We start from the raw sequence: 14,631 nt of genomic DNA on the forward strand, positions 1-14,631 counted from the left end.
GGATAAAGAGTTTATAATTTAAATAGATAAATATAAATATTTTTATATTTATCTATTCCCCCTACCGCTTCACCTTAAACTCTTTAAACCCGGCTAGTTCCGTCATCTCCTTTACCTCCACCTTCTCTACCTTGGCTTTGCGGGGGCCCTGGTGCGCCCACTGCTCCAGTTGCTTCAGGGCGGCGGGGGTGCCTTCGGCTTCTATATAGACGGTGCCGTCTTTCTCGTTCTGTGCAAAGCCCGTGATGCCAAGTTCGTGGGCCTTCTCTCTGGTGCTGGCCCTGAAAAAGACGCCGTGTACCTTGCCGTACACCCGGATGGCGATGTGTTTGATGGGATGGCTCATATGCGATGGTCTTTAGCTATATATCCCACAAAACGGACGGGGCCGCCGCAGGTTCTAAAAACAGGGTGGGTGTCGGCTATATATACCCGTGGCCGCACAACACATATAAGCGGGTCGCGCGGTGTAAGTGGCAGAATGTGGGGCACATGTTTTGCCGATGCTTCCATCAGAGGCGGTAAAGTTTTATATTTGATGCATTCATGCCCTAAACCTGCAGCTATATGATTTTGAAGCGGCTCACCCTTTTTCTGTCTTTGTTTTTCGGCACGCTTGCCTCCATCCCCTCCGCTTTCGCCCAGCAGGTGCCGGACTCGACGGGCACGCTGCCGCCTTTTCTGCAGCAGGACAGCCGGCACTGGGTCGATTCTGTTTTCGCCACCCTCACGCCCGACGAGCGCATCGGCCAGCTCATCATGCTGGCGGCCTACTCCAACCGCGACAGGGCCTTTGAGGACACACTCGCGCAGCAGATCATCAAATACAACGTAGGGGGGCTTGTGTTTTTCCAGGGCGGGCCGGGCCGGCAGGCGCACCTCTCCAACCGCTACCAGGAAATCTCGAAAGTGCCGCTGCTCGTGGCCATGGACGCCGAGTGGGGCGTGGGCATGCGCCTCGATAGCGTGCTGAAGTTCCCGTTCCAGATGACGCTCGGCGCACTGCCCGAAGACACGCTGCTATATGCCATGGGCAGGGAAGTGGCCTATCAGTTCAAGCGCCTGGGCATGCACGTCAATTTCGCGCCGGTGGTGGATGTGAACAACAACGCCGATAACCCGGTAATCGGCTTCCGCTCTTTCGGTGAGAACAAGTACAACGTGGCCCGCAAGGCCGCCGCCTATATGCGCGGCATGCAGGACAACGGCATCATCGCGGTGGCCAAGCACTTTCCCGGCCACGGCGACACCGACGTAGACTCGCACCTCGACCTCCCGAGCATCTACCAAAGCGCCAAACGCCTCGACACACTGGAGCTATATCCCTTCCGGCACCTCATGAAGCAAGGCCTCGGCGGCGTGATGATCGCCCACCTCAACATCCCCTCCCTCGACACCACCACCAACCTGCCCTCAAGTCTTTCGAAACCGGTTATTACCTCGCTTCTGAAGGAGAAACTCGGCTTTGAAGGGCTGGTTTTCTCCGATGCCATGAACATGAAAGGCGTCACCAAGTTTTACCCCGGCGGCTCAGCCGATGCCCTGTCGCTGATGGCGGGAATGGATGTCCTGGAGTTTCCCGAAAACATCGACTCCAGCTTCAACGCCATTAAAATGGCCGTAGACAGCGGCCTTGTTTCGCAGGAGGCGATTGACGCGCGGGTCAGGCGTGTGCTGGAAGCCAAGTACTGGGCAGGCCTGAATAACTATAAACCAGTAGATCCCCAGCACATTTACCAGAACCTCAACAACCCGCAGGCGCAGTATATAAACCGGACGCTGACGGAGAACGCCGTAACGGTGCTGCAGAACAAAGCCAACCTGATACCCATCCAGCGCCTCGACACGCTCCGGGTGGCGGCGCTGGCCATCGGCACCACCAAGCCCACCGCTTTCCAGGCGAAGCTTGCCGAGTATACGGCCATTGATACGTTCTTCCTGCCCGCCAACAGCTCCATCGACAGCCTGTACAGCATGAAGGAGCGCCTGAAAGGCTACAACACCATTCTGGTGGGCATACACGACGTGGGCACCAGGCCTGCGACTGACTATAGCATCACGCCTGAAGAGGTGGTATTTATAAAAGAGCTGGCGCGCGGCAACGTGAACGTGATCATGAGCATTTTCGGCAACGCCTACTCCGTTTCCAGGTTCCGGGAGCTGAAGGACATCAATACGCTCATCATGGCGTACCAGGAAACGCAAAACACGCAGGAGGTAGCGGCCCAACTGATATTCGGCGGCTCGGCGGCTACAGGCAAAATGCCCGTGACGGCCACGCCTGCCTACGATTTAAAAACCGGTCTTGCCACGGAGGCGGGCCTGCGCTTCCGGTACACTTACCCCGAGGCTGTGGGGCTCGACTCCAAAGATTTCAGCAGGATTGACACGCTGGTGAACCAGGCCATCGCGGCCGGGGCCATTCCGGGGGCGCAGGTGCTGGTGGCGAAAGACGGGAACGTCATCTACCAGAAATCATTCGGCTACCATACCTACGAAAACGAGGTTCCGGTACAGAACACCGATCTCTACGACCTGGCCTCCATCACCAAAATCAGCACCTCGCTGGCGGCCCTGATGAAGCTGCAGAGCGAGGGCAAGTTCGACTTTAACAAGCGCCTGGCCGATTACCTGCCCGAGTTTGAGGGATCGAATAAGGAAGACTTAACTTTCAAGGAGATGCTCACGCACCAGGCAAGGCTGCAGGCCTGGATACCGTTCTGGAAGGAGACGGTGCGGAAAAACGGGAAGTTTAAGTGGCGCACCTTCAAGGCCGATTCCTCGGCCCGCTTCCCGGTAAAGGTGGCGCAGAACCTGTACATGCACCGCAAATACGACAAAAGGCTATATAAAGCCATCCGCAAATCGCCGCTGAACGCGCAGCCCGGCTACGTGTACAGCGACCTGTCCTTTTACCTGTACCCACTGATTGTGGAGCGCATCACAGGGCAAAAGTTTGAGGATTACCTGCGCGAGGAGCTATATAAACCACTGGGCGCCACCACGCTCACCTTCAACCCGGAGGACCGCTTCCCCAAGTCGCGCATTGTTCCCACCGAAATCGACACGCTGTTCCGGAAGCAACTGCTGCACGGCACGGTACACGACGAGGGCGCGGCCATGCTGGGCGGCATATCCGGCCACGCCGGGCTGTTCGGCACTTCCAACGACCTGGCCAAACTGATGCAACTCTACCTGCAGAAAGGCGAGTACGGCGGTGTCCGCCTCCTGGATGAGGATGTGGTGGAGACCTATACCAGCTGCCAGTACTGCCCCGACAACCGCCGCGCCCTCGGCTTCGACCGCATCAACTCACCCTATATAGAGAACGGCAACGCTGCCAAAAGCGCCAGCCCCGAAAGCTTCGGCCACTCCGGCTTCACCGGCACCTTCACCTGGGTCGACCCAAAATATAACCTGGTGTATGTGTTCCTCTCGAACAGGGTGTACCCCACCCGCGAGAACAGCAAGCTGTATGATTTAAACACGCGCACCAAAGTGCAGCAGGTGATATATGATGCCATTGAAGCGGCTGGCAAAGGCAAAAAAGGCGCGGCGCAGAAGTAGCCCCCTGTTCTTAGCCGATTTATATATAAAGCGTCCGCTGCCATATATGGCAGCGGACGCTTTTGTTTTAACGCATTATACCAGTATCAAATGGTTTTTACATATCTGTCCAACCACCCCTGCCCCTCCTTGGACAAGGAGGGGCAGGGGTGGTTGGAACATGCCCTCGCAGCGCGGGCATGCGCAAAATCTAATTGATAAAGGTATAAGTTCTTCATCAACTCTGCTCCGCATCCTGCTCACAGGCCTGTTTCACAACCTCCAGTTGATCCTCATTAATCCACCCCATTTTCACGGCGTGCCGGGCGGCAGAAAGCGTTTCTTCCACCAGTTCCATTTCCACGCCCTGCGCCCTCACCTTTTCAGCGATACCCCGTACTTCCGCATCACGCTTGTCCGGCGACACATCGCGGATGTAGATGCCGAGGATGCGCCCCGGATACTCCTGCACAATGTGCTGGTACACCTCCGGGTCGTGCTGTCCGCTGTCGCCGATGCAGATAAACTTCAGGTTGGGGTACGTGTCGAGGATATGGCGTATCTTCTCGCGCTTGTACTCCGCTTCACTGGTCTCGAACTCGCCGCGGTCCAGGTTGGCGCCTTTGTCGCGGAGCAGCAGGGGGCCTTCCGGAATGTCGTGTGATTTGAAGAACCTGACCAGCAGGTCGAAGAGGTTCCACTCGCTGCCCGACACAAAGAAGAGCGGGTTCTGCCCCCGCTCGTCGTTGCCTTTGCAAAGCGCCCGCAGAAAGCCGGCGATACCCGGAAAGGGGCTGCGCTCCAGGGAGTTCTTCAGCAGCGCCAGCTTCAGCCGGCCCAGGAAGTGCGTAACCTTGGATACCAGCACCGTGTCGTCGATGTCGGAGATGATGCCGAACTCCACGTGTGTCCCCGGCGCAAATATATAGGCCTCTGCCTCCAGGTGGTCGCCGTCTGTTTTCTGCTCCAGCAGGCGCAGCTTTATTTTGTTGCCGGTGGTACTATAGTCTATCGGCGTATCCGTCCTGAACTCCAGGTTAAAATAGCCTTCCCCGTCCGTCACGACCTCCTGCTCCTGCCCGGCAAAACTGGCCTTCAGCCTGATGCCCGGTATCTCATCCGACTCGTAGCGCTTGTAGGTGTTTTTGAGGTGCGTCAGCGGGCCGTCCCCTTTCCTCGACTGCTCCAGTTTTTCGTCTTCCAGCACCCTCCCCTTCACGTATATATAATTCTCATTACCGAAGCCGTAGTAGGGCATAATGTTAATGGGCTCCAGCAGGTGCAGTTTATCCTTTGTCTTGAACTTCGCCAGCGACAGGCCATGCTCCACCTGCTCAATAGCCGCCAGCAACCCCTCTTTTGCTGTCTGTTTTATGTTCGCCATGAATTGTATTTTATTTTGTTTGAACGGATTACAGCCGAAGGAGTTGAACACGGATGCGAGGGGTGCAAGAACATTTCCTGCCGTTGCGTTTGTTCTATGGATAGCATGTGGCGGCAGTCATAAACCGTAGTTACATTGGGGCGCACAGCCCTTATTTATATATAGGAAGGGGAATTGCCATGTCATTACTATTTAACGATTTCAGGAGCTGGGAAAAACACTGCGCCGAAACAGGCCAGCCGCTGTACCAGCCCGTGCTGGCATACGAAATTGAACAGAAAGGCCGCACCGAGGATTATATCTGGGAGAACATCGCAAAGGCCTACGATGTGATGACGGATGCCGTGCAGACCGGCCTCACCGAAAACATGCAGAGCCGCTCGGGCATGGTGAACAACAGCGCCAAGAAGGTGGCAAAATCCTCTGTCACGGTGCTGTCGCCGGAGTTTCAGATGCTGGTGTCTCGGGCGCTGGGGGCCAAGGAGGTGAACTCGTGCATGGGCCGCGTGGTGGCGGCCCCGACGGCGGGTGCCTCGGGCATATTGCCCGGCACCCTCACCACGCTGCAGGAACTACATGGCCTGGACGATAGGAAGATACACGAAGGCTTGCTGGTAGCGGCGGGCATCGCGCTGATCATTGAGCAGAACGCCTCGCTGGCCGGTGCCGTGGGCGGCTGTCAGGCCGAGACCGGCAGCGCGGCGGCGATGGCGGCCGGTGCCATCGTTTACTGCCTGGGCGGTTCTGTGGACCAGGTGTTCACGGCAGTGGCCATTACCATCCAGTGCATGCTTGGCCTCATCTGCGACCCGGTGGCGGGGCTGGTGGAGGTGCCCTGTATTGTGCGCAACGCCAGTGCGGCTGCCATCGCCTTTTCGTCGGCACAAATGGCCATCGCTGGCGTCAACGCTGTTATCCCGGTTGACCAGTGCGTGGCCGCCCTCGGCGAGGTTGGCGAGAGCATGGAGCGCAAGTACAAAGAGACAGCCGAAGGCGGGCTGGCCAACACGCCAAGGGCGCGCGAGATAGAGAACTTTGTGCTGGTGCAGGATGTGGAGATCCTTCCGGACGAAGACGCGGAATAGGCACAGGCTATGTATGAATGGCAGGAAACTACAGCAGTTTCCTGCCATTCATAAATAGGCGAACTCCCGCAATTTGTATTTGTGAAGTGATCTCCACACTAAACAGCTTCTGCATATATGATGTGCATTTATATATGCAGAAGCTGTTTTCCCATACTGCGATACACGCTTTGGTTCAGGCGCGGGGCATATATAACCGCTGCCCCGCTCTGCTCCAAAGCGCCGGAGGCAGACAATCCCGCGTTTTTGTTGTAAATTTGCCTAAACAGCTGCAGCTATGGCAGAAAACTACATATCTGACTTCGGAACCATCCTGCTCTTCCTGATCGGGAGTGCCATCTTCGTGATGGTAGGCCTGCTCACGAGCAGGCTGATTCGCCCGAATAGGCCCAACCCGGAGAAGCTGACCACCTACGAGAGCGGCGAGGAACCGATTGGCAATGCCTGGGTGCAGTTCAACCCGCGGTTTTATGTGGTGGCGCTCATCTTTATTATTTTTGATGCGGAGCTGGCGTTCCTGTTTCCGTGGGCTACCGTGTTCGGCCGCCGCGATTTAATAGAAGCCACCAACGGGGCCTGGGGCTGGTTCTCGCTCATCGAGATGTTCATCTTCATCGGCATCCTGGTGCTGGGCCTCGCCTACGCCTGGGCCAAAGGCCACCTCGACTGGATAAAGCCGCAGCCGGTCATCCCCCAAAGCCGCTCCAGAATCCCGATGGATATATACCAGCGCGTAAACGAGCGGCAATATGGCCCGAACAAAAAGGCACCGAGTGAGGAACAGAAGGCATTGGATTTATAATAACATAAAATGTTATCTCGACCAGGGGGAGAGATCTGTTCACAGACCGTTTAGATTTCTCGCAAAGGCTCGAAATGACAGAAAGTTTCTCAATTAGAAATCTTGAGGGTTGCGTTTGGCTCGACACTCTGACGAAAATCATATATAAACATCACCCGATATGGAAGCAAAGACCGGAGAAGGCGGCATTGTCATCACGAAGCTGGACGACCTGTTGAACTGGGCGCGCCTGACCTCGCTGTTCCCGATGGGATTCGGCCTGGCCTGCTGTGCCATCGAGATGATGGGCGCCTATGCCTCCGCCTACGACCTGGACCGGTTCGGCATCATCCCGCGTGCCTCGCCGCGCCAGTCGGATGTGATGATTGTGGCCGGCACCGTTACCTTTAAAATGGCCGACCGCGTGCGCCGCCTCTACGAGCAGATGCCGGAGCCGCGCTACGTCATTTCGATGGGCTCCTGCTCCAACTGCGGCGGACCTTACTGGGAGCACGGCTACCATGTGGTGAAAGGCGTGGACCGCATTATCCCGGTAGATGTATATGTGCCCGGATGCCCGCCAAGGCCAGAGGCGCTGATTGGCGGTTTTCTGCAGTTGCAGGAAATCATCCGGAAAGAGACCATCCGGGCGCCCAGAGCCGTGCAGCAAATCATGGCCAGGCGCGCGCAGCAGGGCCAGCCCGTCGCCGATGCCGATAAGCATACTGCTTAATTCATCAGTATTCAGTATTCAGTTATTCAAAATTAGAAGCGGTGTCTTTCGAAGAGCTAAAAGCCCTGATAGGCGATATATTCGGTGCGGAGGTGATTGTAGCGGAGAATACGGACAAGCTGCAACCCTACCTAGTGCTGCAGACGGAGCGCCTGGCGGAAGTGTGCCTCGCCCTGCACGACCACGAGCAGACCTACTTCGATTTCCTCTCCTGCATCACTGGCATCGACAACGGCCCGGAGGCGGGTACCATGGAGGTAGCCTACAACCTCTACTCCATCCCCTACGACCACCACCTGATGCTGAAGGTAATAGTGGAACGCAACAACACGCCAGAGCAACCCATCCCAGCCGTTCCGACCGTCAGCCATATATGGCGCACCGCCGACTGGCACGAGCGCGAGGTGTTCGACATGGTGGGCATCTACTTCACGGACCACCCGGACATGCGCCGCATCCTCTGCGCCGCCGACTGGGAAGGCCACCCGCTCCGCCGGGATTACAAACTGCAGGATTACTACCACGGCATCAAAGTGCCCTACGACAACCACAACGAGAACAGCGGCTTCCGCGGAGAGCCACAGCAACTCACAGGCACGCCCACGCCTTTTTCCGATAAGCGCGAGAAACCGGAGTAGGTTATATATGCTTTTGGCTTAGTATAAACTGACTTGGTATATAGAACCGGGTCAAAATACAGTACCGGGTCCAACCACCCCTGCCCCTCCTTGTCCAAGGAGGGTAGTTTTACTACTGCTGATTTCCTGTAGCACGGCATCCAGGTTTTGAAATACCTCCTTATTCTCAAATCGGATAACTCTGATTCCCAATTCTTGTAGCGCTTTATCCCGTTCTGTATCCACCTGTTCAGCAACTATATGCTCGTGAACTTGTCCATCCAACTCAATTGCCAATTTTTCGGAAGGACAGTAGAAGTCAAGGATATAATTGCCTACGCTGTGTTGCCTTCTGAACTTACGGCCGCTCAATTGCCCAGCCTTCAGATATTTCCACAACTCAGCCTCAGCAGGCGTTAAGTTACTTCTAAACTCTTGACGATTTTCCTTCAGATACTTCCTGTTATGCAGCGTCATTATAGCATAGATTTTGATAAAGTATAGTAAACGAAGGCACGCAGCATTAGGAGTAGCAGACTCCCCTCCTTGGACAAGGAGGGGCAGGGGTGGTTGGATACAGTCGGCCTCGGAACCACACTAATTTCCTATATAAACAGCAAGGCTGCCAGTTATATATCTGGCAGCCTTGCCTTACTCTAAAGCTATATCTACCTACTCCACGTTCTTGAAAAACGTGGGGGAGTTGCCGTAGAGCGGGGTGCGGCCGTCCCATTTCTCGATGAACTGCTGCTGGATGAGCAGGGGCGTGAGCGTGCGCTGGCGCAGTTCGTTGGCCCGGGCCTCGGCCTCGGCTTCCACTATCTTTTTGCGGGCCTGCGCCTCGGCCACCTTCAGTTCGTTCTCTACCTGCATGGCCTGCTGCACGGCCTTGTTCTTCAGGTTCACGGCCTGCACAATCACGTCGGGGTACTGCAGGCCGCTCGTCATCTGCTCCAGCTCAAAGCCTTCTTTTCTCAGGGCATCACCGAGCGCCGCCTGCACCTTGTCTTCAAACGACTGGCGGTTGGAGATGATGCTGTCGGTGCTGTACTGGTTAAACTGGATGCGGAAGGCGTCGCGGGTGTAGTTGTACAGCGTGGTTTCGGTGATCTGGCCTATCTCCTTGCGGTATTTGCTGAAGATGCGGGGGCTCTCGCCGGGCATCACCCGGAACGAGATCGTGGGGTCGACGGTGAAAACGGAGCCGTCTTTGGCGTTCACCGAAAAAGGATTGTAGTCCACGGTTTGCACGTACGTCGGAAACTCGAACACCTCCTCGGTGAGCGGGTTGTACCACACGCGCCCCGTTACCAGCGACACGTCCTGCACGCCTTTTTCGGAGCCATATAGTTTCACGAGGATGCCTTCGTGCCCGGCGTCGATGCGGGTGCAGGAGGTCATGGCGGTAACGGAGAACAGAAACAGGAGGACGACAATCGCGGTCCAGGTAAAAATTCGGGTGTTCATCAGGCGTCGAGCTTAGAAAGGGAATAGCGAATAATAAAGAAATTAACAACAGCAAGCAAGGCCAGCAACAACAGCCCCATCATCACGGCGGTGTCAGAAGGCTTCCGGAGGAGCGCAGCCACCTCGGTGAAGGCAAATATGTCAGCCAAAAGCAGCAGGCCCAGCAGGAGGATGTATGGGAATCTCATGGGGAGGATAGGGTGTTTAACGGTTGGGGCAAGCAGCATAGCGGATTTCATGGTGTGCCCTATCCGGGCTTCAATTTGCCTACATGTTTGCGGTGGATGTTGCTTTTTACATTTGAGCTTACCCCCTGTTCTCCTTTTCTTTTTGTAGTATTTCCTCCAATTGAATCTTGTTTTTAAGTAGGTGGTCTTCGGCTATCTCCCATAGAATCTGGGGATCAATTGTATGATATTCGTGCGATGCAAAGTTCCTCAGTCCATACATCTGTCGCCATGGAAGCTCCGGATATTTAGCCTTGATTTCCTTTGGTACCTGATTGGCCGCTTCTCCAATGATTTCGAAATTCCGGGTGACGGCATCAATCACCATTTCATTCTGCAGGAAGCCCTGCAGCCCATCTACCGTATCTAAATACCTGACAATTTTACTAATTGCCTCTATCATATCTTCAATAAAGACCAGGTTGTCTCTCTTTCTCATATATACTTAACCTGCTGCATGATAGCTGGCTTCCATTGCTTTTTAAGAGACCTTTCAGTTACTAAGTCAATCTTTCTCCCAACCACGGCTTCCAGGTAATCTTTTAAATCGAAGAACTTCCATCCGATTTTTCTATTAAAAGCAACGATAACATCCAAATCAGATTCATCCCTATAGTCGCCGTTGGCAAACGACCCAAAATACCCTATCTGCTCAATGCCGTACTCGTCTCTTAAATACGGCTTTACTGCTCTGATTTTAGCTTCTATATCTTCCGGAGTTTCCATACTTTAAAAAAAACACATTCTCTTTTGATTCAACGTAAGATTAACGGCCCGGCTATGGTGCGTTTATGGGGCTGAGTTATTTTTTTAGACTTAATACTTTTCAAGCTCAGCTTTGAGTTTTCCTTTAATAAAGAAGTTAGGAACTGTAGCCTTTATCAAATCTTTTACCAGCTTGTTTTGGTCAGTATCATTTGATTGTAAATATTGAAGTCCTGGCCAAGTATTGGAGTGTACAGCAAAGATTCCAAGCTGAGGGCTATAGTAGTGAATGACTTCGCCATCCAGTATACCTTTATTTTGTACATACTTGGTTACCATCAATTCATTACCATTGAGAATTAAGGTTGTATCCATGATAGGAAGCAAGAGCCCATCCTGGTAGGAGCTAACAGTAAAGGAGCTATCTCGATTCTTATGCAGAATGTAGTAGTTCAACGTGTCCCATTGGGCATAATATGAAAGTATAGAAGTATCTTTCTTCTCTTGTCTATCAAATCTGGAAATCTGGTTTATTTTATCATCCTTTAGGGTTACCCAATAATACTTTGTCTCTTGCTCTTTCTTGGTACAAGAGAGGGAAATGCCCCATAGAAGGATTAATAAACCAAGGATTTCTTTTTTCATTTATTACAATTTAGCCCAACGGCCTCGCCTAATAAGGTGTGCGAGGCGGAGCCGAATCATAACTTATTAGGCTGTGTTAGGTGGTTTTGTTTTACCTTTTCAATACTATAATCTTGCTGTCAAAGTTTGCTTTCCATTTTGAAGGACTGGCAAATTACAAGCTTAAAACCTGTTAATATTCTGAATACTTACCGTTAAACGAACCTTTAGTTACTTCCACAGTTTCTCCCGTAACAGAATTCCTTCCCCTAAAGTAGAAAGTTCCAGCAACCGTTTTCTTGACTCTATCTAATGAAGTAATTGTTAACTTTCCCGTATGTGAAGCGTCTGTTTTGAAGTTAATATTATGTTCTCTTGTATAACTGCCACTGCAGCATGTTTGTCCTGCTAGAACATAATCACCTACTCCTATCCCTCTTGTGTGGTCAATTACTCCGACTAATACAGAACTTGAACCATTGTAGGCCCCAATCCAAAACTGATTATTGTCATCTAATAAATGGAAAGTGAGGGGACTTGATTTAAAATCATTACTCTTAGGCCACCACTTCTTACCATTCACCTCTACACAGAAGGCTTCATTTCTACACAAATTATCCTTGCTGCAGCTTAACAAAAAAAATAATAATAGGAACACACTTAACTTTGCTTTCATAACGAAGAGTTTATCTTTTTGAGATTTCATAGTTCCAATATCACCTAACTACCGTGTAGCAGCAGTTATCCCTTTTAGCCTTCCAAAATAGCAGGATAAACGGAACTGAACTACCGAATATACTATATATAATCTTATATATAAACAAGTTGCCACCGTTTATCATCCTAAGCCCGCCTTTTATACAGCCGACAACTTCCCGCTTCATAACTCCCGCATTTTTGCGAACTTTGCATATACCTCATCATGCCTTACGGACCTTTGGAAACCAACACCATATATAAAGACTACCTGCTGCAGTCGGAGCCCAACAAGTTCAGCCTCGACAACCTGAGGGCGGGCGAGATGATTGTGAACATGGGCCCGCAGCACCCGAGCACGCACGGCGTGCTGCGCCTGGAGGTGGTGACGGACGGGGAAATCATCACGGACGTGGCCCCGCACATCGGCTACCTGCACCGCTGCTTCGAGAAGCACGCCGAGCACATGGCCTATAACCAAACCATTCCCTACGTGGACCGCATGGATTACCTGGCCGCCATGAACTCGGAGCACGTGTGGTGCATGGGCGTGGAGAAGCTGCTGGGCATCACGGACCAGATCCCGAAGCGGGTGGAGTATATACGCGTGCTGGTGGCCGAGCTGAACCGCATCGCCTCGCACTTTGTGGCCATCGGCACCTACGGCATCGACATCGGCGCTTTCACGCCTTTCCTGTGGATGCTGCGCGACCGCGAGCACATCCAGCGCCTGCTCGAGTGGACTTCCGGCGCCCGCATGCTCTACAATTATATATGGGTGGGCGGCTTGTATTATGATTTGCCCATCGGGTTTGAGAAGCGCTGCCAGGAGTTCATCGATTACCTGAGGCCCAAGCTCGACGAGATTGACACGGTGCTGCTGGAGAACAGGATTTTTATTGACCGTACCGCCAACGTGGGCATCCTTCCGCTGGATGTGGCCATTAACTACGGCTGCTCCGGCCCCATGCTGCGCGGCTCCGGCCTGAAATACGACTTGCGCCGCGTGGACGGCTACAGCGTGTACCCGGAGTTGGAGTTTGATGTACCGACCGGCACCGGCCTGGTGGGCAGCGTGGGTGATTGCTGGGACCGCAACTACGTGCGGGCGCTGGAGTGCCGCGAGTCCGTCAAAATCATACAGCAGTGCCTCGACCGCCTGCAGGGCGACTATAAACGCACCCCCGATTTCGACCCGCAGGCGGCCTGCCCGAAGAAGCTCCGCACCACCGGCACGCAGGAACTTTACTTCCGGGGCGAAACCCCGCGCGGTGAGTTGGGCTACTTCTTCCGCACCACCGACCGCAGCGACGTGCCGTTCCGCTGCAAAGGCCGCTCTCCCTGCTTCTCCAACCTGTCGGTGCTGCACGAAATCGCCAAAGGATGTATGGTAGCGGATCTGATCGCCATTGTGGGCTCAGTGGATATCGTGCTGGGCGAGCTGGACCGGTAGCTTCCATATATAAGCTGAGCTACTTTCTATATAGCGCGAGCCTCCTGACCTTTTCGGAAGTGAACTGTTCAAGATTGGCATATGACCTCCCCGTGACATCGCTCGGGACAGGCTGTAGGGACAGGTCGCGACCTGTCCACTCGTTGGCCTGTGGATGAAACGGAGGCGGCCAAAGTGACAATGAACCTTCATCCTTCAATCATACGCATCCTGTCCATCCCATAAATCCTGCAAATCCTGATTCAGACAGATTGGCCCGGGAACGACATCCAGACACGGGCCAGAAAGTCTAATTATATATAAATTGCGTGTATAACCCCGTTCCAACAGCACCCGTTAAGATTTAGTACATTCCCGAAAATTAACACAGGCTTCATGATGCTTACCCCATTGCGGCATACCTATAAACTCAACAAGCTACTCACCGTCCATCTGCTCTGGCTGAGCATGCTGCTGAGCCCTGCCATGGCCGTGGCACAGGTGCAGCCCAGGCATACCACAAAGCCCGACACGGTAAAAATCCACGAGGAAGGCTTTGTTCCGCCGGATACCGTATTGCCGGGCCAGAAGCACCCGTTTACCGAGGCGCAGCGCCTGGAGGGCCATAACGGGCGCTACCTGAAGCGGGCTGTGCTGCCGTCCGCCATTCTGATTGGTGCCGGCATCTACACCATTCAGGACCGGGGCTTCATCAGCAGCTTCGACACCCGCGACGCCCGCAACAAGGTGCTCCCCGAGTTCGCCACCAGCGCCGACGACTTTATCATGCTGGCGCCGCTGGTCGGTCTATATGGCTTCAATTTGATTTCATCACAAAACCGCCACCAGTTGAGCCGCCAGACGCTCCTGCTGTTTTCCTCCGGCGTGCTTGCCTCGGCCATGGTGTGGCCCACCAAGAAATTCACCGACATCGACCGCCCAAACGGGAAACCGCATGCCTTTCCTTCGGGGCACACCGCCTACGCCTTCACCATCGCCACGTTTATGGACAAGGAGTTCCGCCACAAAAGCCCGTGGGTGAGCGTGGCCAGCTACACGGTGGCCGGGGCGACGGGCGTGCTGCGCGTGCTCAACAACGCCCATTGGATGGCCGACGTGCTGGCCGGGGCCGGAGTGGGCATTCTCTCTGTGAACACGGTCTACTGGATACACGCCAAACTTACGCATGGCGGCGGCCTCAATACGGCTGTCATCCCTGTGATGCTGCCCGATGGCAGTCCGGGCGTGGGGCTGGTTTTACAGTTCTGAAAGGATAAAAGATTCTATATATCCCTGAAAAGGCGCTTCTTCCATAGCAGGAGGAAGCGCCTTTT

General features: G+C 53.8%; 16 protein-coding genes. 7 read left to right on the forward strand and 9 right to left on the reverse strand.

Annotated features, from left to right (window positions below):
• Positions 1-61 precede the first annotated feature (61 nt).
• On the reverse strand, positions 62-346 hold the full coding sequence (locus tag GSQ62_RS09940) for an acylphosphatase (RefSeq protein WP_161889353.1): 285 nt from the start codon (positions 344-346) through the stop codon (positions 62-64).
• A 221-nt stretch (positions 347-567) separates the two neighbouring features.
• Between GSQ62_RS09940 and GSQ62_RS09945 the strand changes: the two genes are divergently transcribed.
• Positions 568-3,567 carry a glycoside hydrolase family 3 N-terminal domain-containing protein gene (locus GSQ62_RS09945; RefSeq protein WP_161889354.1) on the forward strand — a complete coding sequence of 1,000 codons (3,000 nt, stop codon included), beginning with the start codon at positions 568-570 and terminating at the stop codon, positions 3,565-3,567.
• Positions 3,568-3,784: 217 nt separating this feature from the next.
• On the opposite strand, the gene GSQ62_RS09950 is transcribed toward GSQ62_RS09945, so the two are convergent.
• Positions 3,785-4,930: an App1 family protein gene (locus tag GSQ62_RS09950; RefSeq protein ID WP_161889355.1), complete on the reverse strand. Its 1,146-nt coding sequence runs from the start codon at positions 4,928-4,930 to the stop codon at positions 3,785-3,787.
• A 179-nt stretch (positions 4,931-5,109) separates the two neighbouring features.
• On the opposite strand from GSQ62_RS09950, the gene sdaAA reads away from it, so the two are divergent.
• The 4 genes from sdaAA (at position 5,110) to GSQ62_RS09970 (ending at position 8,167) form a co-directional block, all read left to right on the forward strand.
• The gene (gene sdaAA, locus GSQ62_RS09955; RefSeq protein WP_161889356.1) at positions 5,110-6,015 is read left to right on the forward strand and encodes an L-serine ammonia-lyase, iron-sulfur-dependent, subunit alpha; all 906 of its coding nucleotides are present in this window, start codon (positions 5,110-5,112) and stop codon (positions 6,013-6,015) included.
• 277 nt (positions 6,016-6,292) lie between these two features.
• Entirely contained in the window at positions 6,293-6,817 is a 525-nt protein-coding gene (locus tag GSQ62_RS09960) for an NADH-quinone oxidoreductase subunit A (protein WP_161889357.1), read from the forward strand.
• 160 nt (positions 6,818-6,977) lie between these two features.
• Positions 6,978-7,529, forward strand: a complete 552-nt coding sequence (nuoB, locus tag GSQ62_RS09965; protein ID WP_161889358.1) for an NADH-quinone oxidoreductase subunit NuoB — start codon at positions 6,978-6,980, stop codon at positions 7,527-7,529.
• Between the two features lie 41 nt (positions 7,530-7,570).
• Positions 7,571-8,167, forward strand: coding sequence for an NADH-quinone oxidoreductase subunit C (locus GSQ62_RS09970; RefSeq protein ID WP_161889359.1), 597 nt, complete (start codon positions 7,571-7,573; stop codon positions 8,165-8,167).
• A gap of 51 nt (positions 8,168-8,218) precedes the next feature.
• Here the strand turns inward: GSQ62_RS09970 and GSQ62_RS09975 are convergent, their stop codons facing one another.
• From GSQ62_RS09975 to GSQ62_RS10005, 7 genes are all read right to left on the reverse strand, one after another.
• Positions 8,219-8,623, reverse strand: a complete 405-nt coding sequence (locus tag GSQ62_RS09975; RefSeq protein ID WP_161889360.1) for an endonuclease domain-containing protein — start codon at positions 8,621-8,623, stop codon at positions 8,219-8,221.
• Between the two features lie 195 nt (positions 8,624-8,818).
• Positions 8,819-9,613: an SPFH domain-containing protein gene (locus tag GSQ62_RS09980; protein WP_161889361.1), complete on the reverse strand. Its 795-nt coding sequence runs from the start codon at positions 9,611-9,613 to the stop codon at positions 8,819-8,821.
• On the reverse strand, positions 9,613-9,801 hold the full coding sequence (locus tag GSQ62_RS09985) for a hypothetical protein (protein ID WP_161889362.1): 189 nt from the start codon (positions 9,799-9,801) through the stop codon (positions 9,613-9,615). The genes GSQ62_RS09980 and GSQ62_RS09985 overlap by 1 nt, the downstream gene beginning before the upstream one ends.
• 118 nt (positions 9,802-9,919) lie before the next feature.
• Positions 9,920-10,279: a HepT-like ribonuclease domain-containing protein gene (locus GSQ62_RS09990; RefSeq protein ID WP_161889363.1), complete on the reverse strand. Its 360-nt coding sequence runs from the start codon at positions 10,277-10,279 to the stop codon at positions 9,920-9,922.
• A complete protein-coding gene (locus GSQ62_RS09995; protein WP_161889364.1) occupies positions 10,276-10,566 on the reverse strand; it encodes a nucleotidyltransferase family protein in 291 nt (96 codons plus the stop codon). Before GSQ62_RS09995 ends, GSQ62_RS09990 begins: the two co-directional genes overlap by 4 nt.
• A 90-nt stretch (positions 10,567-10,656) precedes the next feature.
• Positions 10,657-11,190, reverse strand: a complete 534-nt coding sequence (locus tag GSQ62_RS10000; RefSeq protein WP_161889365.1) for a hypothetical protein — start codon at positions 11,188-11,190, stop codon at positions 10,657-10,659.
• 172 nt (positions 11,191-11,362) lie between these two features.
• Positions 11,363-11,875, reverse strand: a complete 513-nt coding sequence (locus GSQ62_RS10005) for a DUF6252 family protein (protein ID WP_161889366.1) — start codon at positions 11,873-11,875, stop codon at positions 11,363-11,365.
• Between the two features lie 216 nt (positions 11,876-12,091).
• Between GSQ62_RS10005 and GSQ62_RS10010 the strand changes: the two genes are divergently transcribed.
• A complete protein-coding gene (locus GSQ62_RS10010) occupies positions 12,092-13,318 on the forward strand; it encodes an NADH-quinone oxidoreductase subunit D (protein WP_161889367.1) in 1,227 nt (408 codons plus the stop codon).
• A gap of 375 nt (positions 13,319-13,693) precedes the next feature.
• On the forward strand, positions 13,694-14,566 hold the full coding sequence (locus GSQ62_RS10015) for a phosphatase PAP2 family protein (protein ID WP_237586580.1): 873 nt from the start codon (positions 13,694-13,696) through the stop codon (positions 14,564-14,566).
• Positions 14,567-14,631 lie beyond the last annotated feature (65 nt).

Origin of the sequence: Pontibacter russatus (assembly GCF_009931655.1) — a bacterium.
Classification (GTDB): domain Bacteria; phylum Bacteroidota; class Bacteroidia; order Cytophagales; family Hymenobacteraceae; genus Pontibacter; species Pontibacter russatus.